The organism is Tautonia sp. JC769 (assembly GCF_040717455.1).
Taxonomy (GTDB): domain Bacteria; phylum Planctomycetota; class Planctomycetia; order Isosphaerales; family Isosphaeraceae; genus Tautonia.
In genome coordinates this window covers 294,900-320,843 of record NZ_JBFEFH010000003.1, presented here as the reverse complement: position 1 = coordinate 320,843, position 25,944 = coordinate 294,900, and the positions used below count along the sequence as shown (strand labels likewise).

General features: G+C 62.1%; 19 protein-coding genes. 11 read left to right on the top strand and 8 right to left on the bottom strand.

The features are described from left to right. Positions 1-53 precede the first annotated feature (53 nt). From AB1L88_RS05315 to AB1L88_RS05305, 3 genes are all read left to right on the top strand, one after another. Entirely contained in the window at positions 54-2,180 is a 2,127-nt protein-coding gene (locus tag AB1L88_RS05315) for a family 16 glycoside hydrolase (protein ID WP_367095587.1), read from the top strand. Next, a complete protein-coding gene (locus tag AB1L88_RS05310) occupies positions 2,147-2,791 on the top strand; it encodes a heme-binding protein (protein ID WP_367095586.1) in 645 nt (214 codons plus the stop codon). Before AB1L88_RS05315 ends, AB1L88_RS05310 begins: the two co-directional genes overlap by 34 nt. 93 nt (positions 2,792-2,884) lie before the next feature. Further along, positions 2,885-3,694 carry a glutaminyl-peptide cyclotransferase gene (locus tag AB1L88_RS05305; protein WP_367095585.1) on the top strand — a complete coding sequence of 270 codons (810 nt, stop codon included), beginning with the start codon at positions 2,885-2,887 and terminating at the stop codon, positions 3,692-3,694. Positions 3,695-3,755: 61 nt separating this feature from the next. Here the strand turns inward: AB1L88_RS05305 and AB1L88_RS05300 are convergent, their stop codons facing one another. Then, positions 3,756-5,711: an acetylxylan esterase gene (locus AB1L88_RS05300; protein ID WP_367095584.1), complete on the bottom strand. Its 1,956-nt coding sequence runs from the start codon at positions 5,709-5,711 to the stop codon at positions 3,756-3,758. Positions 5,712-6,284: 573 nt separating this feature from the next. Between AB1L88_RS05300 and AB1L88_RS05295 the strand changes: the two genes are divergently transcribed. Continuing rightward, the gene (locus tag AB1L88_RS05295; protein ID WP_367095583.1) at positions 6,285-6,929 is read left to right on the top strand and encodes a DUF1080 domain-containing protein; all 645 of its coding nucleotides are present in this window, start codon (positions 6,285-6,287) and stop codon (positions 6,927-6,929) included. 91 nt (positions 6,930-7,020) lie between these two features. Here AB1L88_RS05295 and AB1L88_RS05290 read toward each other — a convergent pair whose 3' ends face one another. Next, on the bottom strand, positions 7,021-7,623 hold the full coding sequence (locus tag AB1L88_RS05290) for a hypothetical protein (RefSeq protein ID WP_367095582.1): 603 nt from the start codon (positions 7,621-7,623) through the stop codon (positions 7,021-7,023). A 155-nt stretch (positions 7,624-7,778) separates the two neighbouring features. Then, positions 7,779-8,901, bottom strand: a protein-coding gene (prfB, locus tag AB1L88_RS05285; RefSeq protein WP_367095581.1) for a peptide chain release factor 2 whose coding sequence is annotated in 2 segments (ribosomal slippage) — positions 7,779-8,831 and positions 8,833-8,901 — 1,122 coding nt in all. Because the reading frame shifts where the segments join, the coding sequence is not laid out codon by codon here. 156 nt (positions 8,902-9,057) lie between these two features. On the opposite strand from prfB, the gene gluQRS reads away from it, so the two are divergent. Next, positions 9,058-10,065: a tRNA glutamyl-Q(34) synthetase GluQRS gene (gluQRS, locus tag AB1L88_RS05280; protein WP_367095580.1), complete on the top strand. Its 1,008-nt coding sequence runs from the start codon at positions 9,058-9,060 to the stop codon at positions 10,063-10,065. Positions 10,066-10,121: 56 nt separating this feature from the next. On the opposite strand, the gene AB1L88_RS05275 is transcribed toward gluQRS, so the two are convergent. Continuing rightward, a complete protein-coding gene (locus AB1L88_RS05275) occupies positions 10,122-11,174 on the bottom strand; it encodes a DUF4013 domain-containing protein (protein WP_367095579.1) in 1,053 nt (350 codons plus the stop codon). 179 nt (positions 11,175-11,353) lie between these two features. Beyond that, positions 11,354-12,283 carry a hypothetical protein gene (locus AB1L88_RS05270; RefSeq protein WP_367095578.1) on the bottom strand — a complete coding sequence of 310 codons (930 nt, stop codon included), beginning with the start codon at positions 12,281-12,283 and terminating at the stop codon, positions 11,354-11,356. 459 nt (positions 12,284-12,742) lie between these two features. Here AB1L88_RS05270 and AB1L88_RS05265 point away from each other — a divergent pair, with 459 nt between their 5' ends. The 6 genes from AB1L88_RS05265 (at position 12,743) to AB1L88_RS05240 (ending at position 21,493) form a co-directional block, all read left to right on the top strand. After that, a complete protein-coding gene (locus tag AB1L88_RS05265) occupies positions 12,743-14,254 on the top strand; it encodes an ATP-dependent DNA helicase RecQ (RefSeq protein ID WP_367095577.1) in 1,512 nt (503 codons plus the stop codon). A gap of 232 nt (positions 14,255-14,486) precedes the next feature. Continuing rightward, on the top strand, positions 14,487-15,947 hold the full coding sequence (locus AB1L88_RS05260; RefSeq protein WP_367095576.1) for an FAD-linked oxidase C-terminal domain-containing protein: 1,461 nt from the start codon (positions 14,487-14,489) through the stop codon (positions 15,945-15,947). A gap of 41 nt (positions 15,948-15,988) precedes the next feature. Continuing rightward, positions 15,989-16,792, top strand: a complete 804-nt coding sequence (locus AB1L88_RS05255; protein WP_367095575.1) for a hypothetical protein — start codon at positions 15,989-15,991, stop codon at positions 16,790-16,792. Further along, positions 16,764-18,722, top strand: a complete 1,959-nt coding sequence (locus tag AB1L88_RS05250; RefSeq protein WP_367095574.1) for a PAS domain-containing protein — start codon at positions 16,764-16,766, stop codon at positions 18,720-18,722. Before AB1L88_RS05255 ends, AB1L88_RS05250 begins: the two co-directional genes overlap by 29 nt. Before the next feature lie 72 nt (positions 18,723-18,794). Further along, a complete protein-coding gene (locus tag AB1L88_RS05245; RefSeq protein WP_367095573.1) occupies positions 18,795-20,045 on the top strand; it encodes an FAD-binding oxidoreductase in 1,251 nt (416 codons plus the stop codon). A 77-nt stretch (positions 20,046-20,122) separates the two neighbouring features. Then, positions 20,123-21,493 (top strand): (Fe-S)-binding protein, encoded by a 1,371-nt coding sequence (locus AB1L88_RS05240; RefSeq protein ID WP_367095572.1) that lies wholly within the window; start codon positions 20,123-20,125, stop codon positions 21,491-21,493. Between the two features lie 71 nt (positions 21,494-21,564). On the opposite strand, the gene AB1L88_RS05235 is transcribed toward AB1L88_RS05240, so the two are convergent. From AB1L88_RS05235 to AB1L88_RS05225, 3 genes are all read right to left on the bottom strand, one after another. Further along, positions 21,565-22,413: a purine-nucleoside phosphorylase gene (locus AB1L88_RS05235; RefSeq protein ID WP_367095571.1), complete on the bottom strand. Its 849-nt coding sequence runs from the start codon at positions 22,411-22,413 to the stop codon at positions 21,565-21,567. An 8-nt stretch (positions 22,414-22,421) separates the two neighbouring features. Further along, complete coding sequence (locus AB1L88_RS05230; RefSeq protein ID WP_367095630.1) at positions 22,422-23,642, bottom strand: nucleoside transporter C-terminal domain-containing protein; 1,221 nt, start codon at positions 23,640-23,642, stop codon at positions 22,422-22,424. Positions 23,643-23,925: 283 nt separating this feature from the next. Further along, positions 23,926-25,833 (bottom strand): DUF4914 family protein, encoded by a 1,908-nt coding sequence (locus tag AB1L88_RS05225; RefSeq protein WP_367095570.1) that lies wholly within the window; start codon positions 25,831-25,833, stop codon positions 23,926-23,928. Positions 25,834-25,944 lie beyond the last annotated feature (111 nt).

Genomic DNA, 25,944 nt, shown 5'->3' with positions numbered 1-25,944 from the left:
GCGTCGGCTTCTCATCACCATTGACCTCCTTCCCTTGAGCCCATCGACTCGCCATGAAGACAAACCTGCTCGGGGTCTTCGCTGGGTTGGCGATCCTCACTTCGCCTGCCGTGGCCCAGTCACTCAGCGTCGTCGAGCGTGACGCGACGGCCCAATTCGCCGCAATGAGGCAGAACCCCGATGGCGGGTTTGCCGCGGAGCCGGGGGGGGAATCCTCGCTCGGGGCGACAACCGCCGCGGTCCGAGTGCTCCGGTACACGGCCGGATCGATCCCGGACGTTCTGGGCTGTCTCGACTTCGTGCGGTCGTGCTTCGATCCGGCGTCCGGAGGATTCGCGCAAACGCCTGATGGGACCGCCGACGTTGGGTCCACGGCTTCCGGATTGATGGCGCTGGGAGAGCTTCGGATCGACGATGAAGAGCTGCTGAGTCGGGCTTCCGAATTCCTCGCGACGCACGCGAAGACCTTCCCCGAGGTGCGCATCGCGATCGCCGGATTCGAGGCGGTGGGCCGGCCGTCGCCCAGGCGTGAGGAATGGACCGCTGAGCTTCTGGAGTCACGGAACGACGACGGGACCTGGGGTGAAGGCCCGAGTCTCGCATTCGATACGGGGGGCACTGCGGCCGCGTTGCTGCGAATGGGCCACGATCTCGACCGACGAGAGGCCGTCGTCGAATCGCTCCGGGCCGGTCAGCAGGAGGACGGGGGCTGGACCTCGGGAGAAGGCGGGACCGATCTCTCGGCCTCGTATCGGGTGATGCGGGCGGCATACATGATGGGAGCGGCCCCTGACCTCGCCGCCTTGCGTCGGTTCGTCGAATCGTGTCGGCGAGACGACGGCGGCTATGCACCCGGTCCTGAACAGGAGGCGGCGACCCTCGGGGGAACCTACATGGCCACCATCTTGCTGCGATGGTCGGACCTCCTCGAAGGATTGCCTCCGGTGGTCGAGACGGCCGGATTTCTCCCGCTCTTCAACGGCCAGGATCTGACGGGTTGGGAAGGGGACGATTCGCTCTGGTCCGTCCGTGACGGGATGCTCGTGGGTTCATCTCCGGGACTCGACCGGAACGAATTTCTCGCAACAGAGGAACAGTTCAGCGACTTCAATTTCCGCTGTTCATTCCGACTGGTCGATGGGGCGGGCAATAGCGGGATCCAGTTTCGGAGCGATCGGCTGCCCGGTCACGAGATGATCGGCTATCAGGCGGACATCGGGGAAGACTACTGGGGGAGTCTTTACGACGAATCGAGGCGTAATCGAGTGCTTGAATCCGCAACGGACCAGGCTCGATCGTCTGTCCGGGTCGACGGGTGGAACCAGTACATCATCCGGGCGATGGGAGATCAGATCAGGCTCAGCCTCAACGGGCACTCGTCCGTCGATTATGCCGAGGCGGACCGGGAGATCGCTTCGACCGGCCATTTTGCGGTCCAGCTCCACTCGGGAGGGCCGATGGAGATCCAGTTCAGGGATCTCCTCGTGCAGCCCCTGCCTCGCCCGGTGGATGGTGGGGATCCTGCAGCACCGGGCTTTCACCTCCGGACGCTGCGGACCGAATCGAAGGCACGCTATACGGTCTTCGTGCCCGAAGGATACGACGGCGATCGGGCGTTTCCGATCGTCCTTTTCCTGCATGGAGCCGGGGAGCGGGGTGACGATGGGGTGATTCCGAGCCAGGTAGGACTCGGGCCGAGTATCGCGAAGAATCCGGCCGGTCACCCTTACATCGCCGTGTTCCCCCAGGCCCGGGAAACCTGGGCGGCCAGTTCGCCCGATGGGCAGCGAGCAATGGCGATCCTCGATGAGGTCCTGGCCGATTTCGCGGTCGATCGCAGTCGAATCGTCCTGACAGGGCTCTCGATGGGGGGGATGGGAACCTGGTCGCTCGCAACGACCTACCCGGACCGGTTCTCGGCTCTCGTGCCCGTCTGCGGGCCCGGCGATCCCGAGCAGGCCGAGTCGATTCGAGCCATCCCGACCTGGGGGTTTGTAGGCGACGACGATCGCGCCCCCTTTGTCCGGGGGATGCGAACGATGGCCCGAACGTTGAAGGAGATCGGCGCACCGGTCAGGTATACCGAGTATCGCGGCGTCGGCCACAATAGTTGGGACCGTGCCTATTCGGAACCGGAGCTGGTTGAGTGGATGCTCGGTTCGCGCCGCATCACGCCATGAGTCGGAGTTTCAACACCATGAAGTGCTCAATCGGGGATTGCTCAATGTTCCGTTCGGTCGTAAAGGGGGTTGTCATTGCGTCCTTGGTGTTCCAGGGGGTGCAGAGGAGTAGTGCTCAGGAGGCGGTCGAATCGGACTCGATGATTGAACGGGGAGGCATTCGTCTGAAGCTCGGAGGTGCCCAGACGATCCTCGAAGGGGCCAAGGCCAAGGCCGAGGCGATGGGCTTGAAGGTGAATGTCACGGTGGTGGATGATGGCGGACACCCGATCGCCTTCGCCCGGATGGATGGCGCCCGGTCTGCCAGTTCGTATACCTCGATGACCAAGGCCATCGCCGCCGCCACGCTTCGGCAGCCGACGGGCCCGGTGCCACCCGGGGCCGAGATTCCCGATGTCTTGCTGAATGTCAGTCTCCAACTCACGGCGTCGGCATCGGGTGGCACCGTGACGACACTCTATGGTGGTGTCCCGATCGTCGTCGAAGGGCAGATCATCGGCGGGGTTGGGGTCGGTGGTGCGACAGGAGAACAGGACGCAGAGATCGCCCGAGCCGGGATCGCTCGCCTGCTGGAAACGATCACTCCCCGATCCGCCGACGATGAGAACTGAGGCTCTGATATGCTCCTCGTGAACCCCCCACGGCACGCGACGAATCACAGGAATCGGTACGAAGTCCCAACACCCTCATCGGCGGAAACAGCAATGGGCTGGTCGCGTCGGAATCGTATCGGCCTGTGGCTTGGGGTGTTAGTGACGTTGGCGGTGGGCGGCGCAGGGGCATGGGCAACCTGGCTTGCGACTCAGACGAGTCGGGTGCCGATTTACGGCGTTGAGATCGTGAAGGTGTACCCACACGATCTCAACGCCTTCACCCAGGGGCTCGAATTTTCGGGCGGGCAACTGTACGAGGGCACCGGTCAGTATGGCAGGTCTCGCCTCCGGAAAGTGCAACTGGAGACGGGGACGGTCTTGAAGGAGGCTGCGTTGCCCGACGAGATTTTCGGAGAGGGGATTACGATCTGGAAGGACAGGATCCTTCAGTTGAGCTGGCAAGAGCGTACAGGACTGATCTTCGATAAGGAAACCTTCGAACTCCGGGGGCGATTTCGCTACGCGGGCGAGGGTTGGGGGCTGACTCATGACAATCAGCATTTGATCATGAGCGACGGGACGGCGACCTTGCGATTCCTCGATCCCGAGTCGTACAAGCCTGTCCGATCGCTCAGGGTCGCGACCCCGGAGGGTCGGCCCGTCGATCAGCTCAACGAGCTGGAGTATATCAACGGGGAAATTCTCGCGAATATCTGGAACACGACGACCATCGCCCGCATCTCTGCGCGGTCGGGGCGCATCGTCGGGTGGATCGACGCGAGCAACGTCCGCCCTCGACAGGCGATTGGAAGCAACGCCGTGCTCAACGGCATCGCTTACGAGCCGAAGAGTCAGCGCCTTTTTGTGACGGGAAAGAACTGGTCGGATTTGTTCGAAATTCGGATCGTGCCCCGTCCCTGAGCGACTGCTCTCCAGCACCGTGACCCGCCGGTGTCGGTGCTGGAGATGGAGAAGTACCATCTCACTCTCGGTCGAGGAGCCAGGAGACCGCGGCCTCCGGTTCTTGCTGGTTGCCTTCCCCGTGGAAGGCCGAGGGTTGCGAGGCCGATGCGGCGTTGTAAGCATCGACAATGATGCCAGGAAGCTGAGGCCCCTCTCCCGAGATCCAGAGTGGGGTTGGGGCGCAGAGCGCGAGAAGGCTCGGGAGATCGCCGTATTTCAGGGCACCCGGCCAGAGATCGGGGTCGCGGTGGTCGGTGATTCGACCGAATCGGAAGCCTGATGTTCCCAGTGCAAGGGCATCGAGCGCCCCCGGCGACACCGCCGCGGCAGCCGCCGCCCAACGACCAGCCCCACCCGTGGCGACCAACTCGACACGCCCGGGGCTGAAGTCATGGTGCCGAACGAAGGCCAGGACAGAGAGCACGTCGTGCACCCGTTGAGCGAACAAGGGATGGTTGTATCCCAGCGTATACCCCAGGAATTCCCTGGGATTCTCGACGGTTCGCGTCCGAGTCGGAGGCTCTTCCCGGACCCACTCCCCCTGATCGAGGAGATCGCAGCCGACGACGGCGATGCCTTGATCCATGAGCCGACGGACCGGGCCGATCGGCTGCCCCTCCCGGTCATACAACGATGACTTCCCGCGTTCGTCAAGCCAGACGACGACCCGTCCCCGGTAGGATTTGGGATAGAGGAAGACGGTGGGGATGATCTCAGCCTCTGGCTCGTAGCGCAGAAGCGCCAGTGTTTCGAGCCAATCACCCCGGTCGATCTCCCGATGCTTGTCATAGACGATGTCGCCTGCTTCGGGGAACGATCGCCCGACCATCGTCTTGATCGCCCCGCCGACGATCTCCCGGAATTCGGAGAGCGTCTTGGTATCGACGGGTCGAATGTCCTCAAGCTTCGCCCGAGCGTCGGCGTCGAGCAGGGCGAGAAGCCGAACCTCCGCGTCTTCGTCGGTGGGTGGTTTCGGGTGCCCGAGATCCCAGACGGTCGCTTCCTCACGAGTCAACGGCTGGTAGTCGCGTTCTTCGACCGAGGCATCCGGGGCAAGACCAAGCTGCTCTGCCATGAAGGCATACATCATTGCTCGGCTTGGTGCGTTGTAGTTGTGACCGAAATCGAAATGCTGTGCGACGACGTTCCCCGGGGCATCGGTCAGCTCGAATAGCCGTTGCAGCTCGGGCAGCCCTTTCGTCTCGATCTCCCGGGTCCAATCGTTCGCGCCGGTCATCCCGAGTGGCCGAGGCGCGATGAGGGCGGCAAACTCGACATTGCCTGTCCCGATCCGAAGGTAACTCGCGTTTTCGCAGGTGCATCCGCCCTGCATGGCGGTCGAGACCATGACCGCGGGGAACGCCACGGCGGGACGGGGATCGACGGCAGCCAGGAGGAAGGTCTGCGTGCCGCCGCCACTGGCACCGGTGACGGCAATGCGATCAGGGTCCACGTCTGGCAACTCGCTGAGAAAATCGAGCGCCCGGATCGAGTTGAGCAGTTGCAGACCCAGCACGTTCTGGAGCCGGAGTTCAGCTTGAGCGCTGAAGAGCCCCCAGCGGTCGGTGCGACTCAGTTGAGGACGCTGTTCCGAAAACCCATGAGCAATTTCGAACGGGATCGGGACGCTGTCCGCGTAACCCAGCATGTCGTAGAGAAAGACCACGCACCCCATTCGGGCGAGCTGGACGCATCGGGCCTGAAGGGGGTGACGGCCACCGACCTCGAACCGTTCGGCTCCCGAATCGAGCTCGCGGCGGACAGTTTCATCGCCGTGGTCGTGGAATCGACCCTCCTCCCAGTGGCCATGCGGGCTCAGCACTGCCGGCCTGGGACCGTCGATTCCCCTGGGTCGATAAAGGCTCCCTGTGACGTAAAGGCCCGGCACGCTCTCGAAATAGACCTTCTCGACCGTATATTCCTCGCGATCAACGGCACCGTGGATGATCGGGATCAACTCGGGCATCGTGGGCATGGGCCAGAGGCCCGCAGAGACGAGGATTCGTCGACGGACCTCCTCGGCCCTGGCCTGCCACTGCTCGAGCGACCCGGGGACGTGAAAGGGAAAGTACCCATTCAAATCCTTCAGCGGCCCGATCCGAGGGTCGCGAGGAAGCTCACCTTGCGGCAGGACGTGTGGGGGGCCTTGGGGGGCCTCCTGAGCCCGAAGCGTCACTGGCCGGGTTCCGGCAACGCTGCCAACCATCATGGCGGTTGAAAGCGTCCGGATCGCCGCACGACGACTGATGCGATTGGTCGGATTCATGGGGGTGCGTACTCCACCTCAGCCACTTCTCGGTGGTCAACCGATGGGATTGCCCAGGAGATTCGTCTGAACTTCGGGCGAGTCTAGCACGCTCCCCAGGGAGCCGCCATGCTCCAGCCTGCACCGCAAAAAGAGGCGTCTGGGCGATGAGAGAGACGCATCACTCTCTCGGGTCTGATATGATCGGTTCCACGATGGAGATGGTCTCAGCGTCGCTCGCGAGCCTCTGCTGAGCACTTTCACGCATCCAGACAAGCAAAAATGATTCACAGGACACCGCTGATGATCCACCGAACGTTCGTTGCGGCCCTCGTGCTGCTTTCTCCGACCGCTGCGCTGGCGAACGAGCCCATCGCGCTCTTCAACGGGAACGACCTGAGCGGTTGGACTGCGGTCCTCGCCGATGAGAATGCGAAGGCCGAGGATGTTTGGAGTGTCCAGGACGGGGTGTTGCATTGCAAAGGCCAGCCGGTCGGATACATCAAGACGGAGGACGAGTATCGGGACTACGAACTCTCGCTCCAGTGGCGATTCCCGGAGGGCAGCGAAGGGGGCAACAGTGGCGTTCTTGTCCATACTTCAGAACCGGGTGCGATCGGAATCTGGCCGAAGTCCATCGAGGTCCAGCTGCATCGGGGGGATGCTGGGGACTTCTGGGTGATCGGTACGGATCTCGATGTCGAGAACGAAGACGAGCGCAAGATGGGCCGGCGCCACCTGAACCTGACCGACGATTCGGAAAACCCGATCGGCCAATGGAACACCATGGTCATCGTTTGCCAGGGAGACACGATCACCGTGACGGTCAACGGCGATCGTGTGAACCAGGCGACCAACTGTTCGGCGACCGAGGGGGCCATATCGCTCCAATCCGAGGGTGCCCCGATCGAGTTCCGTGAGATCATCCTCACGCCGTTGAGCGAGTGAGGACGTCCGGAATCTGCTGCCGACACTCAGCAGGAGCCAACTGGTCTCGGTCCGATCGAGACCAGTTGCGTCGTTTTAGTTGACGTAGATGTCAGTGAGAAGTGCGGAAGACCCAACGGTAAGCCCAGCAGTGCGTCGATAGTCCTGACACGACGGCGGGGCAGGCTTGAATCTGGCAACCGCGTCGTCCTGCCTCTCGCAGGTCCGTTCGAGCAGGAGCGACCGACTCGAAGCGTAGCGGCGCATTCGGGCTCGATGGGAGGCTCCAAGAAACCCCGGCGGTGTCAGCTTCGACGATCTGACTCGAAGGGAGATCGACCGCGTAAGTACTTGCGAGCGCCTGGAGATCAAGTCGACAGCGATCGGCGACCTCGACCGAGACGCAAATCAGATCCCGCGTTTCCTGCACGGTAAAAACGACAGAAAAATGATGAGCACCGCTGAGGCCGACGAGCAGTGCCTGGAGGATCTCTGGGTGCTCGTGAGCCTGCTGGAATTGCAACTGTTGCAGGGCGGGGCTCACGATCCGCCCCTCGTCGGCCTCGCCTTCCAGGGAGGTGGCAATCTGACGGAATTGAGCGTCGTGCGCGACGTCGAGCGAATGGGCCCAGCGATCACCAGTCCATGTGAAGCTCAGTCGAAATCCCGGAGCAAGGATGGCACGGCGTTCGTCCGACTCGTCGAGTTTTAGCATCACACAGACTGCTGAATAATCGATATATTCGCCAGGCCGCCAGAGTGATCCAGCAGCGGACTGACCCCAGGTCGCCTCGAGGTACAGTCAGCCCGCTCTGGATCCAGGCCGGAGGAGGGAAAAGGGAGATGTGATCAGCGTAACGCCCCAGCCGACTAAGATGCTGGGGTAGTTTCCCCCTGTTCGAGCTTCATGCGAAGGTAGGCCTCGATAAAGCCGTCAATGTCGCCGTCGAGCACGGCGCGAGGGTTGCCGACTTCGTAACTGGTGCGAAGATCCTTCACCAGTTGATACGGTTGGAGGACATAATTGCGGATTTGACTTCCGAAACTAATCTCCCCCTTCTCGTCGTATAACTTGGCGTATTCGGCCTCGCGCTTCATCTCCTCCATCTTGATGAGTTTCGACTTCAAGAGGGCCATCGCGTTGGCATCATTCTTGAACTGCGATCGCTCCGATCGGGATTCGGCCGTGACACCAGTCGGGACGTGGCGATATCGCACGCCCGATTCCGTCTTGTTCTGGTGCTGTCCGCCAGGACCTCCGCAGCGGAAAACCTCGCGTTCGAGGTCGCAGTCTCGAATCTCGATATCGATCGAGTCGTCCACCTCGGGCAGGACGTCGATCGAGGCGAACGAGGTTTGCCGACGGGCCTGAGAGTCGAACGGGCTGATCCGCACCAGGCGATGCACCCCGGTCTCGCACTTCAAGTACCCGTAGGCCAGGTTCCCGGTGATGTGGAGCGTGGCCATCGAGATGCCCGCCGAGCCGCCATCTTCCCGGTCGGTGATCTCGACCTTGTAGCCGTGGGCTTCCGACCACATGATGTACATGCGCATCAGCATCTCGGCCCAATCGCACGCCTCGGTCCCACCTGCTCCCGCGTGGATCGAGACATACGCGTTCCGGTGATCATTCGGCCCGGAAAGCATCGATCGGAGTTCGAACGTCTCGAAGTCTCGGAGGGCGCGTTCGGTCGCCTGGCGCAACTCGTCGTCGAAGGAGTCGTCACCAACCTCATCGCCGAGTTCGATCATCGCCTCAAGGTCATCTCCTTGAGTGATCAATTCCTCGAACGGCTTGATGACTCCGTTGAGCGTCTTGAGCTCGCCGATGATCGTCTGGGCTTGCTCCTGGTCGTTCCAGAAGTCGGGCTGCCCCATTTGTTGCTCGAGTTCGTCGCGACGGGCTTGCTTGTCGGCCAAGTCAAAGAGAGTCTCGCAAGTTGACGATCCGGTCGATCACGCTCCGCGCCTCGCGTTTCAGTTCAGCATCCATCGTCGGAAAGACTCCAGAGGGTCTGTTTCGGGGGCAACCGTCGAACCCCATCGGGACTCGACCCTAGGATTGTACGATGGTGAGAGAGACCGGACCAGCCGAACTCCCCATCCGGGGGAGTTCCGAGTCGTCTATTGAGTGTTCGATGGAGTTCAAATGATCGTCGGACCGCCTGGAACCGGCCCCTCAGACCGTCCAATCACTCAGGTTGTCGGGCGATTCGCCCCCTCTCCGACGGGGGGCTTGCATGTCGGTCATGCGCGGACCTTCCTGGTCTGCTGGCTGATGGCCCGATCGGCCGGGGGGAAGGTCGTACTTCGGATCGAAGATCTCGACACCAGCAGGCTCCGACCCGGGATGATCGAGCAGGCGATGGTCGATCTCCGCTGGATCGGGCTCGACTGGGACGAAGGCCCGGACGTGGGGGGTGAATCCGGGCCCTATCTTCAATCGCTTCGATTCGATCACTACGCGAAAGCGCTCGATCGGCTCAAGCGAGCGAATCTGGTCTACCCCTGTACCTGTACCCGGGCAGAGATTCAACGCATGGCATCGGCTCCTCACCAGGGTGAGGAGGGACCGGTCTACCCGGGCACCTGCTCGCACCGATCGCCAGACGACGCGGCGAAACTCGGAGATCGGCCCTATACCTGGCGGTTTCGCGTCGTGAATGAAGCGATCCCCTGGCACGACCTCTTTCTCGGGAGTGTCGCCGAGAATCCGGCGACTACGGTCGGTGACTTCAGTGTGGGGCGATCGGATGGAAGCGTCGCGTATCAGCTCGCCGTCGTGGTTGATGATGCTGCCATGGGGGTCAATCAGGTCATCCGAGGGGATGACCTCCGGTCGAGCACGCCTCGCCAACTGTTACTCAGTAGCGCCCTCGGTCTGACGGCTCCTCGGTTCGGTCATGTGTCGCTCGTGGGGGATCAGACGGGGAGGAGACTCGCCAAGCGGGATGAATCGGTCAAGCTCGCCACGCTCCGAGCGGAAGGAGTTCATCCGGCTCGGCTCATGGGATGGGTCGCCAGATCGCTTGGCCTGGAGCCTCGAGATCAGTCGATGCCGCGCGACTGGGTCGGGACCGTCCCCATCATCGCGGGACGAGACGAGTCGATCGTGCTGGACCTCGAAGCCATCCGAGGTCCGTCCGGGTCCTTATAGTTCATGGTAACGACCATCTCGATCGCCACCTTTCCCTGTCTTGGTACGGACATGATCTACCCGAGAGTCTTCGGGATGACTTGCAAGCAGGGGATGTGAATGAGCGGCTGATTGAGCCAACCCGCCCAAGGAATGTAGTTGAGAAACTGCCCGACATAAATCTGAGCAATCACGGTGAACCAGAGGATTGCCGCCGCCAGCACGCCGAACAGGTTCGAGGTCGATTGCGCACCCCATCGGACCTTCTGAAGCACAGGATGACGAGGGTGTGCTCCTGGGGTCGGACGAGATTCCGAGAGCAAGGTTCGGAGGGAGTCCGGCAGAGAACCTGAAAGTTCCGGATGCTCTGTCAAGGTCTTCACCAGGGCCGCGCGATAGAGTCGCGCCGTCAGGAGGTGGAGCAAGACATAGGTGGGAAAGAGATAGATCCCTGCCGCCAACTGGTACCGTTGGATCACGCGAAGGACCTCGGCGGGTTCCGCGCGTGCCCAGGCATCTGGATTCGCGAGCACAAACGCGAACGGTGCCGATCGCAGTACCATGACTGGAATCGTGGCGAGCGAGAACACCGCTGCAAACCCCGCGACGGCCCAACCCTTGCTCCAGACCAATCGAGCGATCAGTCGAAACTGGAAGAAGGCCCGGAATTGACCCGAGGCCGCCAGGTGTGCCCAGGCCATCGGGACGTAGAGCATCGCCCCGACGAACAGGAGGTGGGCGAACAAACCGGCCTGGAGGCCTACCAGGGCATTCTCGTATCCCTTCGCGAACGAGTTATTCCAACCGTCATACCAGGAACCAAGCCAGAGCACGCACGCGGGGTAGGTGAGGATGAGCGTGCAAAGCGACGCCATGACCCCCCATCGAAGGTTGTCTCGGAGTGATTCCGTCAGCGCGCCCGGGAGGCGACAAAGCACCCGCAGCCGAGTCGGCGGTGACGCATCGGGAGCCTTCCGGACAAGGGTGTCGCGGAATCGTTCGCTGAGGAGCCAGCGGGGCAGTCTCCCGGGAGGAGCGGGTTCATCGGGAGGGTTGTTGCCAGCATGTCGCGGAATCGCCCCGGCTGAGGTGGGCTGCCTCCGCCAGCCTTCGAGGATGCGAACCCTCATGAGTCGGAACGTCCATCCGACGACGAGGATCGCAGTCCAAGGGGTTCCGCACAGGAGGATCCCGATGAGTAAGGTCAGGAGGATGCGGAATCCGGGGAGAATCGGATGAACCAGTCGGTATCGGGGGCCGGTGTGCTGGTCGGCAAGGACTGACAGTGCAGGAGACTCGACGAGGGTGCTCATCCGAAGGCCTCCTCGAGCGGATCACCGTCAGCGAAGGGCATGGGAAAGCCCATGATGGCGGCGACGGTGGCGGCGATTCCTGCCTGCTCGACGACGCGATCGACGATTCGCCCACGATCAATTCCGGGTCCCGCGATCGCGGCAAAGATATGGTGTGCGTTGAAGTGATGCTGGAATGGGACGGCGACGAAGGGATTGGTGTCTCGCCCGCAATCAGGGACCACCACGAACACGGTGTTCCCTCGGTAGGCTGGCAGTCGTTCCGCCTCTTCCCAGAGTCTTCGAAGGGCTTCATCGACGATCGAAATCCCCCGAGTGTAGTGCGAGGCGATTCCCCAGTGCACATAGTCTGGGTCGTTGAAGTTGACCATCATCAGGGCGGGTTGCAGTCTTCGCATCGCCCAGACACCGAGTTCCGCCAGGAGTCGGTCACCCCGAGGGTTCACCAGCCCGGTGCGACCGAAGTAATCGGTCCACGAATCCCAGAATGCGTCGAGCTCGGGAGTCGTCGGCTCGGCGTCCTTGGCGCGATGATCGATGGATTCGAGCTTCTGCAGCTCGTGACGCTTCACGCGCTCTTCCTCCCCCGAATATCGGCCCTGTACCAGGTCCGAGCGGAGCACGTGCAGCTTATAGCGATAGAGGCTGAGAACGGTCGATCGGAACCGAACGCCGAAGAGATGATGGTTGCTGAATGCATAGAATTCTTCGTCGGTACGATCCTCGCCGTTGACGATGACGGCTTGATGAGGATCGACATCGAAGTGTTTCCGAAGCGCTTCGAACAGCGTCGGGACCTGAGCCTCGAAGCGGGCACCGAGGAATTTCCCCGAAACGTCCTCGTACCGGTCATAACGCCCGGTCAGCAGGTAAAGCGTCCCGTGGCCGTGGTTCGTCTCGACGCCGGGAGCGTCGGCGATTTCCATTCGGGGGAAGAGGACTCCCCGGGGAGCAAGGACCTTCTTGAGGAACGGGCTGTAGGTCTCCTCAGACGCGATCGTCTCCTGAGGGCGGACTCCCCCTCCAAACCGGACGAGAATCACCTTCGGACCCGAGTACGCGGGACGCTGGCCGACCTCGGCTGCCTGATTGGGGGATAGACTCACCGACGAAAGGCCGAGGGCCGCGGCCCCCGATAAGAAATTTCGTCGATTGAGCGGGACCATTCGCTCCGAATCCATGGGAATCCTCTGAGCGTCGGGGCTTCATCTGGCCAGGGATGTTTCTCAGAGATACCTCGATGCCCGCATGCCGAGTTTCACCGCGACGGTTCGGATCTGCCTCGTCCGATCTTGGTCCGGGAGTTGCTTCATGATTTCGCCATCGAGATCAGGACCACGAGGCTCCTCTCCTGGTCTTCTGGCGAGGCAATTCGAGAACGCCCCATGTCCATTATTGTGTCTCAGGCGGAGCGGATGTCATTGCGGGGGAAACTCCGCGAGCACTTCGGCTTCAAGCGGTTTCGGGATGGGCAAGTCGAAGCAGTGGCCTCGGCGATGCAAGGGAAAGACACGGTGGTCGTCATGCCCACCGGATCGGGGAAGAGCCTGTGTTATCAGCTCCCAGGCCTTGCGCTCGAAGGGACGACGGTCGTGGTCAGCCCGCTCCTGGCCCTGATGAAAGACCAGGCCGATGCCCTCGCTCAGCGCGGATTCCCCGTGGCCGAGGTCAACAGCACGCTCAACGATCGTCAGGCCAGGCTGGCCGAGGAAGCCATCGAGGTCGGATTGCCCGAGTTTGTCTTCACGACTCCAGAGCGGATGGCCGACCCGGAATTTCGAGCGGTGCTGAAGCGTCGCAAGCTTGACCTGTTCGTCATCGACGAGGCCCACTGCATCAGTCATTGGGGGCACGATTTCCGCCCGGACTATCTCGAACTCGGCCACGCGATCGATGACCTCGGGAACCCTCCTGTCCTGGCCATGACGGCCACCGCGACAAAGGAGGTGCTCGAAGACATCCTTGAATCGTTGCACCTTCATGACGCGGAGGTGGTCCATACCGGGTTTTACAGGCCGAACCTCGCTTTGTCTGTCGTCCCCGCCGCGGGGGATGAGGCGAAGCAGGAGGCCCTCTTCCAACTCCTGAAACAGGTCGACGGGACGGGCATCGTCTATTGCGCGACGGTCAAGGCAGTGGAGGAGTTAACCGAACTCCTCGCTACGAACGGCTTCGATGTGGAGTCCTACCATGGGCGGAAGTCCCACCGCAAGCGGGAGGAAGCCCGGAACCGATTCATGAAGGATGAGATTCAGGCACTCATCGCCACCAATGCGTTCGGTCTTGGGATCGACAAGCCGAATATCCGCTATGTGGTTCACTACCACATTCCGGGGACGATCGAGGCGTATTATCAGGAGTTCGGCAGGGCAGGGCGGGACGGTGATCCTGCGAATGGTATCCTGCTCTATGATCCCGCGGATCAGTCTCTTCAATCCTTCTTCCGCGGGAAAATGCCCGAAGCCCAGGATTTGATGAACGCGTTTCATACCGTCTCGCGCATGTCCGATGAGCCTCGTGCCCCGAATCTCTCGGAGTTGATGCCGATCAGCCCGCTTCCGAAGAACCGGCTCCGCATCTGCCTTGGGATGCTCGAACGCTTCGGCTTCGTTCGGCTTGAAAAGGGGCAGCGTTATCGGACGAATCGTTCTCAGCTTCTTCCGAGTGAGGCCGATCGGCTGGCGTCTCGATTCCGAGAGCGAGAAGAACGGGGGCGGCTCAAGCAACATCAGATGAACGAATACGCCCAGTCTCGACGCTGCCGGTGGTCCGTCTTGCTCGATTATTTCGGCCAGGAGGAACCGATCGAGCCTCCTTGCGGTCACTGCGATCTCTGCGTCGGATCGAGCATCCAACTCGAGGAGTCCGTTGCCCCTCGGGAACCCAGCGAAGACTGAGGATCGATGGTTGGCTTGCGCCGAGGACCGGGGCTGAGTCATCCGATCTGCCCGCCATTTGATTTGGGGTAGAAGGGACGAGGGGCCGGGGATGATGTGGCAATCAGCCTCGGTCAGAGGTTAAGCTGGAATCCTCAACGATGGTCCCTCTCCCTTTGCAGGGGAACCTCCTGCGGCGGCAGGTGACTGGCCGCGGGGATGCTCCGTGCAATGCCTCCGTGAAGATGATGCCATGGCCCTCGCTCAGACTGTTGACATCTCCCCATCGCTCCGCGCCGAGTTGATTCGAGTCGTCGGCGAGGAAAACCTGTTGCACCATCGAGATGAATTGATCGTCTACGAGTGCGACGGTTACGTCATCGAGAAGAACGTCCCTGACGTTGTCGTCTTCCCGACTACGACCGAGCACGTCGTCGCGATCGTCAAGCTCTGCCAGAAGTATGAGGTCCCGTTCGTCCCGCGAGGGGCAGGGACGAGTCTTTCTGGCGGGACGTTGGCGGTTGGCGGTGGTGTCATGATCTGCCTGACACGGATGAAACGCATCCTGGAGATCAATCTTCGCGACGGGTACGCGGTCGTTGAACCGGGCGTTGTGAATGTCTGGCTGACCCGGGCGCTCGCCGGTTCGGGGTTCCATTACGCCCCCGATCCCTCCAGCCAAACGGCGTGCACGGTCGGTGGCAATGTGGCGACCAATTCCGGCGGGCCGCACACACTTAAATACGGCGTCACGGTCAACCACGTCCGGGGGGTCGAACTGGTCCTGCCCGATGGGCGGGTGGTCGAGATCGGTGGGGCGGTCCAGGATCTTCCCGGGCTCGACCTGACCGGGCTGGTGGTTGGCAACGAGGGGACCTTCGGGATCGTCACCAAGGTGATCGTGAACCTTACGAGAGACCCGGAGGCGGGGCGCACCTTTTTGGGCGTCTTCGAGACGGTGGATCAGGCGACGGAGACCGTGAGCGGATTGATCGGGGCGGGGATCGTCCCGGCCGCCCTGGAAATGCTCGACAACCTGATGATCCGGGCGGTCGAGGAGGCGTTCGGTTTCGGATTCCCGACCGAGGCCGGGGCCGTGCTCATCATCGAAGTGGACGGGTTGCAAGCAGGTCTCGATCGGGAAGCCGAGGCGGTCCAACAGATCGTTCGCGAAAAGGGCGGTTCCGTGAACAACGCGATCGCCTGGACCACGCGGAAAGAGCCCGAGTATGTCGCCATCTGGAAAGCCCGCAAGTCTGCCTTCGGGGCGATTGGCCGGCTGAGTCCGACCTTCTGCACGCAGGACGGCGTTGTCCCGCGGACCAAGTTGCCTCATATTCTTCGACGGATCACGGAGATCGGGGAAAAGTACCAGATCAAGATCGCGAACGTGTTCCACGCCGGCGATGGTAACATCCACCCGATCTTGTTGTTTGATGAGCGGGATCCGGGACAGATTCAGAAAGTCCTCGACGCGAGTCACGAGATTCTCGACGAGTGCATTGCAAGCGGTGGCAGCGTCTCGGGGGAACATGGGATCGGCGTCGAAAAACTGGAATTCATGTCCAGGCTCTTCTCGTCAACCGACCTGGACGCAATGGTCGCCATCCGTGACGTCTTCAATCCTGAAGGACGCTGTAGCCCCGGGAAGATGCTGCCGATCGGTGTCGGTTGCATCGAGCGGAAAAGCCCCGGGCGGCGGGCGTCTGCCTGATCGAAGGTGGCGTCAAGCGAGCCACGATGCGGGGTGGCACCGTGAGCAAACGTTCGAAACCACCGGGCCGCAGGCAGGTTCCAGGAACCTTCCGGACACACGAACGGAAAGGGCCTGATCCCACCGCGGAACCTCAGCGCATTGTCCTGTACCTGCCGGTCGCCGCCCTGGACCTGGCCGAACAACAGGCTTCTCGGGCCCGTGTCGAGACCATACAGCTCTATTGCGAATCGTTGCTGACCCAGGCGATCGCTGCCGCAGAGGAGCGCACCGTTGACTCGCATCGAGTGATCGGTCGCGACGGTCGTACGGAGGGATCGCGGACGGTCGCAGATGATCCCGATTACCTCGCGGAGTGGACTGCAACGGTCCTCGATCAAATCGATGTCGCTGCAAGTCCCGGCTTGCCCGGCCCGGACCGACCAGCCTTCAATGATCCGCCCGTCGATTCCAACGAATCCGAGAATGTCGCGGGGCGAACGGCGGCTGACGTGATCTTGCGTCATGCCGGATTGCGAGGGAGCGACCCTGGCGCCTTTTTGACCTCGATCCGGCGGGAGGGACGGCTTGACCCCAGCGTCGGCCCTGAATTGCTCCGGGCACTCGGGGAGCTTGAGGCTGAGCAGGGTAATGCGTCCGTGCTCGACCGATCGCTCTGCTTCGCCCTGCACAAGCTCGCGTTCGAGGGGGAAATTCTCGTCACTGAAGGGGCCAGAAATGCCTCGATGGAGGAGTCGGTCGTTGACCTGCTCCGGCTGATCCAGGAACGTGTCGATCGTGTCCTTTCCGGTCAAGACATCCGATACTTCACCAGCCATGATCGCAACACCTCGATCGAGGGGTAACCCGATCTCTTCGGGCCCGGGCCGATTCCAGGGAGGCTTCTCGGGCCTCGCCGCGGCCCCATTGGTGCTGGCGCCGGCACAAGCCGCGTTTCCGGTCGAGCATCCCCTGACGTTGGTGAGCATCGTCCTCTTGGTTGCGTTGCTCATCGCGGCGCTCACGTCGATCAGGATGCTGCGGAGCCGAGCGGCTCGGCTCGATGAGGAACTCCGTGCCCAATCGGTCGAGCGAGGCAAGGCAGAAGACGCCTGGCTGGTGTCCGAGGCGTTCTACCACTCGCTGGTCGAGAACCTCCCTCAAAACATCTTCCGGAAAGATGCCCAGGGTCGATTCACCTTCGCGAATCGACGGTTTTGCAACTCGCTCGGACGGGAATTGAACGAGATACTCGGTCGTACAGACCGGGATTTTTACCCCGAAGAACTGGCGGAGAAGTATCGGCGCGATGATCTCCGCGTCATGCAGAGCGGGGAGGCCCTGGAAGATGTCGAAGGGCACGTCACCACGGAAGGGGAAGTCCAGCGGGTCCAGGTGACCAAGTCTCCCCTGAGAGATCCCTCCGGCCAGGTCGTTGGCCTTCAATGTATCTTCTGGGATGTGACCGAGCAGTATCGCACGCTTGAGGCACTGGCGGAGAGCGAGGAACGATTCGCGCTCGCCGTCCGAGGGACCAATGATGGTCTCTGGGACTGGGATCCGAGAACCAATATCACCTATTACTCCCCGAGGTTTAAGCACCTCCTCGGATTCGGTGAAGACGATCCATTCCCCCACCGGATCGAAACGTTCCTCGAGCTCCTCCACCCGATCGATCGACCTCGGGTCGAAGAGGCCGCACGTCGGCATCTCTATGGGGGAGAGCCATTCGACGTGGAATACCGACTCCATACCCAATCCGGGGAAGACCGCTGGTTCCTTGCTCGCGGGCAGGCCGTCTGGGATGAAAGCGGCCAGCCGATCCGCATGGCGGGTTCGATCAGCGACATCCACGATCGGAAGATGGCGGAAGACCTCCTGCGTGCTCAGAACCAGCTGCTCCAGGAGATGGCTCGCTCCGAACGACGAGCCCTCGAGGAACGAGAACAGGCCCAGAGTCGAATGGTCGAATCCGCCAAACTCGCCGGATTGGGCCAGCTCGTGGCGGGGGTTGCACACGAAATCAACAATCCCCTCGCCTTCGTCGGAAACAACGTCGCCGTCCTCCAGCGCGACCTCTCGGAATTGCACGATCTCATGCGGCTTTATCGATCGGCGGATCGCCTGATTCAAGCAAGTCAGCCTGATCTCTATCGTGATATTCACAGGTTCTGCGAAGAAATTGACATCGACTATACCCTCGAGAATCTCCGCGGGATCCTGGAGCGAACTCGCGACGGTTTGCGGCGCATTCACGACATCGTGAAGGATCTGAGGGCCTTCGCCAGGCTCGATGAAGGCGACCTCTCCGAGGTGGATCTCAACGTCGGCATCGAGTCGTCCATTAATATCATTCTGGGGTATGCCAAGAAGCAGCAGGTGGAACTCCTGCCCGAGTTGACGCATCTGCCCCCCGTATTGTGCCACGCGGCCAAGATCAACCAGGTTTTGATGAACCTGATCGTAAACGCGATCGATGCGTGTGAGGCGGGCGGATCGGTCGTCATTCGGTCCCGGAGTGATCCGGAAGCGGGGGAGGTCCTCATCGAGGTCCTCGATAATGGTTGTGGGATCGACCCGGCGATCCGCGACCGCATCTTCGACCCGTTTTTCACCACGAAACCCGTCGGCGTCGGGACGGGCCTCGGCCTGTCGATCAGCTATGGAATCGTCCAGGATCATGGCGGTCGCATCGAGGTCGATGCTGCTCCGGGTGGTGGTTCCAAGTTCACCGTGCGATTACCCTTGAAGCCGCCGTTTCTCCTACACAGGCCCGCGATGCACGGGGCGGTTTGATCTCCTGGCGCCGAGTCGCCCCTGCGATTCGGTGACGACGTTGTCTCTCCCTTCACGATCGGTGAGTGTTCGATGAACTGGCCCGAATCCTCGAATGAGTTCCCCCTGGGAGATGGTCGCTTCGGCCTGGCAGCGGAACGGCCCTCGGATCGTGATTCTCTGGCCGCCAGCGTGCGGAAGCACGTCGCCGAGGGGGCCGCGATTTATCCGCAAGGAGGCCGGACCGCACTGGAATGCGGCGGGGCTCCGGCCCGTCCCGGAATTGTGCTCGATTTACAAGAACTCAATCGAGTCATTGATTACCCGGTTGCGGACATGACCATCACGGTCGAGACGGGGATGACTCTCGGCGCGTTGCAAGAACTGCTCGGCGCCGAAGGACAGCGACTGCCGCTCCATGCGCCATTTCCTGATCGGGCGACGTTGGGCGGGATTTACGCAACGGATACCAGTGGACCGAGTCGATATGGCCTTGGCCGACCAAGGGACCAGATCCTCGGGGTCGCGTTCGTTTCCTCACAAGGGGAGCTGATCAAGGGCGGTGGACGTGTCGTCAAGAATGTCGCGGGCTACGATTTCCCGAAGCTTCTCACCGGGTCGTATGGTTCGCTCGGTGTTCTCGTCGAATTGACCTTGAAGACCCGCCCGAAGCCCGAGCAGACAGCGGTGCTCTGGACACGATGGCCGATCGAGGAGCCACTGGAGCCGGTCCTTGCGGCTCTTACGACCTCGCGAGCTCGGCCGGTCGTTCTCGAACTCCTCAATGGCACCGCCGCCGAAGCCGTGATTCGGGAGACGAATCAAGGGCTCCCGACGTCCGGACAGATCCTTGTGATTGGTGTCGAGGGGACTGAAGAGGTGGTGCGGTGGCAACTCGAAGTCCTTCGTGAGGAGCTTGCCTCCGCGAAGGAACTCTCCGAGGTGCGCGATGCCCAAGCAGACCAACTGTTGCAAGCGATCACGACTTATCCCGCGACTGATGCCGATGTCAGCTTCAAGGCCTCTCTTTTGCCATCAGCGGTGACTCGCTTCCTCACCGAGGTAGACCCGAGCCGCTGGGCGGCGCAAAGCCATGCGGGCAGTGGGATCGTATGGGGCCTGGCTCGTCCCGACGTTCCAATCGGCAAACTTGCTCGCGACATCGATCGTCTCCGCAAGCTCGCCACGTCGGCGGAGGGAAACCTGACCCTTCCCCGATGCCCGACTGATCGCAAGGCCGAGCTCAACGTTTGGGGAGTCCCTCGAAGTGATTGGGAGCTGGCCAGGATGATCAAGCGAGCCCTGGATCCCGCCGACGCGATGAACCCGGGCCGGTTCCTTTGATACAATGGAACGATCTCCGAAATCGTTCTCCCCGCCTCGATCGCCCTCGTTCTTTCCCTCTGCCTGCGAGCCGTTCCATGACGACCGCCGATACTTCGACTCGGACGGGTGCTTCCTCTGTGCCTCTCCCGGCCCCGTCCTCTTCGGCCACCCGGCCAGTTGATGCCGGGGTCGACCTGGACTGGCTGGCCTCGAAAATCGACTATCGGAGATTCCAGGAATGCATCCATTGCGGGCTTTGCACCGCAAGCTGCCCGACCTATGTCGAAACCGGAAACGAGAACGACAGCCCCAGGGGGCGCATCTACCTCATGCGATCGGTCGTCGACGGCCGACTTGGCGTGAGTGAGGACGTCCGCCGTCACCTCGACCTGTGCCTCGACTGCCGGGCGTGCGAGACCGCGTGTCCTTCGGGGGTCCGTTACGGCCAGCTCATCGAGCCTTTCAAGGTCGCGCTGCACCAGTCGGCGCCTGCCAGTCGGCGGAGTTGGCTGCAAACCCTCATCCTGCGGCACCTCTTTCCCTACGGCGAGCGAGTCAAGATCGCGCTCGCTCCCGCCCGGCTTTTGCAGCGAGCCGGAGTGCTCGACGCGCTCGAGAAAGTCGGTCTCACCCGCCTGCTCCCACCGACCTTGCGTCGCATGCAGGCGATGCTGCCGAGGCTTGCGTCGGGGGGGGCGAAACTGCCAGAGGTGCTCCCTCCGATCGGCCCGAAACGCGCCCGCGTCGCCTTATTCCTCGGTTGCGTCTCGGATGCGATGTATCCACAGACCACTGCCGCGACGGCCCGAGTCCTCCAACGGAACGGCTGCGAGGTCGTAATCCCCCGAAACCAGGCCTGTTGCGGGGCGATCCATTATCATTCGGGGATGGAGAAGCCTGCATTCGATCTGGCCCGGGCGAATCTCGGAGCCTTCGACCTGAACTCGGTTGATGCCATCATTGTCAACGCTGCCGGTTGCGGCGCGATGTTGAAGGACTATGGCCACCTGCTGCCCCAGGAAGACCATGCCCTGGCCTTGCAATTCGCCGCCAAGGTCAAAGATGTCTCCGAGTTTCTCATTCAGCTCGGTCCGATCGCGCCGGCCCACGCGGTCCCCTACCGGAAAGTGACGTATCACGACGCCTGCCACCTGGTCCATGCGCAGCGGGTCCGGACGCAGCCGAGGCAGCTTCTCGAGATGATCCCGGGGTTGGAACTCGTCCCGCTCGAAGAGTCCGAGATCTGCTGCGGCGCCGCGGGAACCTATAATCTGACCGAGCCGGAGATGTCAGAGCGCCTCGGACGCCGGAAAATGGAACATATCCTCGCGACCGGGGCCGAGGCGGTTGTCACTGGCAATGTGGGCTGCATTCTCCAGATCGCTCGGAAGGCCAAGGAATACGGAACCACGATCACCGTGGAACACCCGATCGATCTCCTCGACCGAGCCTACGAGGGCCGTTGACGCGATCCCATATCCATCTCATCTCCAAACAGGGTCTATCTCACTCGGAACCTGTGAGGAGATGAGTCAGTTCACGCCAGGTCGGTCGGAGGGGGCAACTCCCTTGCAACGCGAGCGAGGATTGCCTCGATGAGGTCCGCCAATCGGCCGCTGACCGCCAGGCTGGTTTCCAGGACCTCCGCGTGCGAGAGCGGGTTTGGGCTAATCCCAGCGGCCCAGTTCGCCACGATGGCCAGCCCAAGCACCTCTAGGCCGCCATGGCGAGCCACGATCGCCTCCGGCACGGTTGACATCCCGACCAGATCGGCCCCGAGCGTGCGGAGCATGCGGACCTCGGCAGGGGTCTCGTAGTGCGGGCCGGGCATGCAGGCATAGACTCCCGAGGCGATCGTCTGATCGAGACGGTGTGCTTCCTCGATGGCGAGGGTCCGCAGGCGGTCGGAGTAGACCCCGGTCAAATCGAGGAACCGGTGTCCCAGCCGGTAATCGTTCGAACCTCGCAGCGGGCTCGTCCCGAGCAAGTTGAGGTGATCGGAGAGACAGACAATCGAACCAGGCGCGAGATCTTCTCGAATTCCCCCCGTTGCCGCCGTGAGGATCACCCGAGGAACGGAGAGCCGCTGAAGAATCCGGATTGGGAAGGTCACGGTCTCAAGATCATGGCCTTCATACGCGTGAAAGCGGCCCTGAAAACAGGCGATCCGACAACCGCCCAGATCACCAATCAGCAGTCTCCCGGCATGTCCCGCCACGGTCGGGGCCGGCAGATGGGGCAACGTGTGATAGGGGAAAATCGTGGGGTCTTGCAGCCGATCCGCCAGATTTCCGAGTCCGGAGCCGAGCACGAGACCAGCCTCGATGGCCCCAGTGACCCGACCTCGAATCGCGTCAGCCGCTTCGGAAGCGTGGTCATAAACCATGAGCATCCTCAAGGAAGCAACGTTCCGGCGATACTCGCCGTCAACACGTTGGCAAGCGTGGCCGCCAGCAAGGCCCGTAGCCCCAGTTGGGCCAAATCCGACCGCCGTTCCGGGACCAGGGACCCGATACCCCCCACCTGAATCCCGATCGAGCTGAGGTTCGCGAACCCGCAAAGGGCGAACGTGGCAAGGGTCACCGACCGAGGTTGCAATTGGGCCGCCATCGTTCCGAGTTGCCCATAGGCAACCAGTTCGTTCAGGACGAGCCGAGAACCGAGCAACCCCCCGACTCCAACGCAATCACCCCAGGGGACTCCCATCATCCAGGCGACCGGGGCGAGCAGCGTCCCCAGGATCATCCGCAACGACAGGCCTTCCAGCGCAAGTCGGCCGCTCGACCAATCCGTCGCCAGTCCGCCCAACGCCCCGAGTCCTGCGTCGACGAGCGCAATCAGGGCGAGAAACGTGATGAGAATCGCCGCGATGTTGAGCGCCAATTGCAATCCTTCCCGGGTCCCTCGCGCGGCGGCGTCGATCACATTGGCATCACGCGGCGTGGTATCGGCGTCGACTCGCCCGAGCGTGAGGGGAACGCTTGATTCAGGGACGAGGATTTTTGCCAGGACGATCGACGCGGGAGCATTCATGAGAATCGCCGTCAAGAGGATCCCCGGGGCGGCACCGGCCTCGATGTAGGCGCCGAGCACGCCCCCCGAAACGAGTGCCATCCCGGAGACCATGACGACCATCAACTCGGACCGGGTCAGTCGAGCGAGGAACGGCCTGATCGTCAGAGGTGCTTCCGTCTGACCCAGGAAAAGCGAGGCCGCCACGTTGAGCGATTCGGCACCGCTTGATCCGAGGAGCTTGGCCATGATCCAGGCGAACCCTCGGACAATGATCTGCATGAGCCCGATCTGATAGAGCACCGCAAAGAGTGCGGCCACGAAGATCACGGTGGGGAGCACCCGAAATGCGAACACGAATCCCGCCGGCCCTGCGGGATCAACCAGGCTCGGGCCGAAGACGAACTCCGCCCCGACGATCGCGCAGTTGAGGACCAGGACCACCAGGCCCGACGCCCCTTCCATGATGCGCTGCCCCGCAGGGACAAGAATCAGGAGCAATCCCAACCCTACCTGGATCACGAGGCCGGGCACGACCGTCCGGATCGAAATGGCCTTCCGATCCTCGGAAAGGACGACCGCGAGCCCCACGATGCCGATGATCCCCAGAAAACCTTGAAGCCTGCCCCAGGCAACTCCAGTCTTATCAGTGTCTTCTGATGATACGCTGCCCGATTCCGAAATCGGCGGGACGCCGCCGCCCGCCTCAGGTCCCTGGCCCGCAGTCACTGCCGACCACAGCAAGAGGATGAGCGGCAGGAACCAAACAGCTCGGGCCATGGTATTGGAACTCGCTTGCCTCGGACTTCACCAGAGTGATGCCACGGCCATCGTTGAGGGTGAGCCGCCCAGGTGGTCGCTCGAACAGCGGGACATGGCTCGATGATCAGAGATCTTCGTCGAGGATGATCGGAAGGCCAGGGATCAGCGCATCGAAGTCACTGACCGACCCTCCGTCGAGCATGCAGTCGATGATCTGCCGCCCCAGGGGATCGAACTCCGATCGTTGATAACTGCTGAGTTCGTCCCGGAAAAACTCGGTCAGAATGCTGGCGCCTGCATCGTATCCCTGCTCTCCGACCTCGCTCTGACGCTCGACCTGGAGGAAGATCGGCGGGATATCCTGGCCCTCGATCACCATGGAACTCAACGCATAGCCGAGCAGCGGGCATCGAGCAGGTTGGACCGTGCTCGGCGGGAATGGATCCGGGCCGCGACGGGCCAGATAGTCCCGGGCGATCCACTGCCCCATGAACCCGACCTTCCAGGCACCAATGTGCTGATTCGGGATCAGGATATGCCGCATCCGGTGGCCTTCCTGAAACTGTTTCAGCAGCAAATTCGCCTGATCGACCTTGCGCCCGGTCGCAAAGGGCCAGTACGAGCCGACCCCTTCGGAGCTCATCCCCTCCGTCTGCACGATGCTCGGATTGGCGTAACCTCGTGGCGCCACGAGGCGCCACAGCCAGGAGAGGGCCGGCGGAAGGATGTGGAACAGCCCGAGAATCCCGAAGCTCGGCTTCTCCCGGGTGCAGGGGGGAGTCCTGACGCCGAACGACCGGACATCCACTCGCACAGGGCCGTTGATGATCCCGGGGATCAACTGCCTGGGCACCACGACCCGGGGGTTCGGACACGGCTTGCCCGGCTCGTCCTCGATATGCTGCCAGATCAAGGCTGTCCCATCAGGGACCGCCTGAATGTTGAGGAAGAGGAGCGGTCGCTCGGCATGGATGGTCAGCTCCTCCAGATGAGGGTCGACGCCGTAGTGGTCGATGTGGTTCACGCGGATGAACCAGGCGGATTCGGCATCGACGAGCGTCAACCGTCCGTCGTCGTTCTGGAGGCTCGGATGGCAGAGGGCCATGTCGTCGGTGACCGGATGGAGCTCGCACCCCCGCGGCAGGATCAGGTGCCGCTCGTCGCCGTCGATCTTCCGGGTACCGAACAGAAGCCGGCCATCCCGCTCGCGGTGGATCTCTTCGAGCATCTCGCTCTTGCCGCCGCCGCTCGCTCCCTCGTGCATGATGGTCAGGCGACTTCCGTAGGGAGTCACCACCCGCACGGTCGAGCAATGGGTGGTCACCCACTGCTCGCGTTCCCCGATGGCGAGCAGGACGCCATAGATCCCCTTCTTCGCGCTCGGGCCGGGGTACAGGTTGTAGCTGAACAGCTCGTGCAGCGATTCCAGACGATTGTGGACAACGACCTGCTTGCCCTGGAAATGGGAATGCCGGAACGGCGGAGCGACATAGACAACCGCCTTGGGATTGAAATCCGGCGAGAGGTCCGATGGATCGAGGATCCCCTGCAGCAGCGCCAGGCCGAACCCGAAGAAGCCCGCGTTGGCGGGGACCACCGCGACGGCATCGATCCCCTGATCCGGCACCCCCGAGACGAACGGGAACAGGGCCAGTTGCTGCGTCTTGAGCCAGTCGAACGTCTCGCGACGGGTCTGGTCGAAGGATTGGCCGAACCGCTCGGCATACCGGGGCTTGTTCGTCGGCTCATCGTCGCCGATGACCATGCAATCCGGGTCTCGGCGGCGCATGTAGGGTTCGAGGTAATTCGCCGCGATCCCGTTCGTCACTCGGCAAACCCGGGCCTCGACAATCGACCCTTGCCCGGGAACGTCGTAGCGGACCTCATGCCACCCTTCGACCGCGTCGTTCACCGCCAGCTCAGCGAGTTCTTCCACATTGCGCGCAAGGTGCCAGCCGGGACATTCCGCCAGGATCGCGTTGAGTTCGTCGGGAACCTTGAACAGATCGAACGGCCCGGATTGCAACGCCATGTCGAGACACCCCATGCGAACGTGTCAGAAACCCGATTCACAGCCGGATTACGATCCTGAAGTGCAGGCAGTTTAACCGACTCGCCGGGCCGTCCCTACACCAAATCGGGC

Bases quoted from the DNA above. Each gene is read 5' to 3' on its own strand.
- AB1L88_RS05270 (WP_367095578.1), bottom strand. From the start codon at position 12,283: ATGGAAATCGCCGACGCTCCCGGCGTCGAGACGAACCACGGCCACGGG.
- AB1L88_RS05295 (WP_367095583.1), top strand. From the start codon at position 6,285: ATGATCCACCGAACGTTCGTTGCGGCCCTCGTGCTGCTTTCTCCGACC.
- AB1L88_RS05305 (WP_367095585.1), top strand. From the start codon at position 2,885: ATGGGCTGGTCGCGTCGGAATCGTATCGGCCTGTGGCTTGGGGTGTTA.
- AB1L88_RS05315 (WP_367095587.1), top strand. From the start codon at position 54: ATGAAGACAAACCTGCTCGGGGTCTTCGCTGGGTTGGCGATCCTCACT.
- AB1L88_RS05240 (WP_367095572.1), top strand. From the start codon at position 20,123: ATGACGACCGCCGATACTTCGACTCGGACGGGTGCTTCCTCTGTGCCT.
- AB1L88_RS05260 (WP_367095576.1), top strand. From the start codon at position 14,487: ATGGCCCTCGCTCAGACTGTTGACATCTCCCCATCGCTCCGCGCCGAG.
- AB1L88_RS05235 (WP_367095571.1), bottom strand. From the start codon at position 22,413: ATGGTTTATGACCACGCTTCCGAAGCGGCTGACGCGATTCGAGGTCGG.
- gluQRS (WP_367095580.1), top strand. From the start codon at position 9,058: ATGATCGTCGGACCGCCTGGAACCGGCCCCTCAGACCGTCCAATCACT.
- AB1L88_RS05290 (WP_367095582.1), bottom strand. From the start codon at position 7,623: ATGCTAAAACTCGACGAGTCGGACGAACGCCGTGCCATCCTTGCTCCG.
- AB1L88_RS05265 (WP_367095577.1), top strand. From the start codon at position 12,743: ATGTCCATTATTGTGTCTCAGGCGGAGCGGATGTCATTGCGGGGGAAA.
- AB1L88_RS05300 (WP_367095584.1), bottom strand. From the start codon at position 5,711: ATGCCCACGATGCCCGAGTTGATCCCGATCATCCACGGTGCCGTTGAT.
- AB1L88_RS05250 (WP_367095574.1), top strand. From the start codon at position 16,764: ATGATCGCAACACCTCGATCGAGGGGTAACCCGATCTCTTCGGGCCCG.
- AB1L88_RS05245 (WP_367095573.1), top strand. From the start codon at position 18,795: ATGAACTGGCCCGAATCCTCGAATGAGTTCCCCCTGGGAGATGGTCGC.
- AB1L88_RS05225 (WP_367095570.1), bottom strand. From the start codon at position 25,833: ATGGCGTTGCAATCCGGGCCGTTCGATCTGTTCAAGGTTCCCGACGAA.
- AB1L88_RS05275 (WP_367095579.1), bottom strand. From the start codon at position 11,174: ATGAGGGTTCGCATCCTCGAAGGCTGGCGGAGGCAGCCCACCTCAGCC.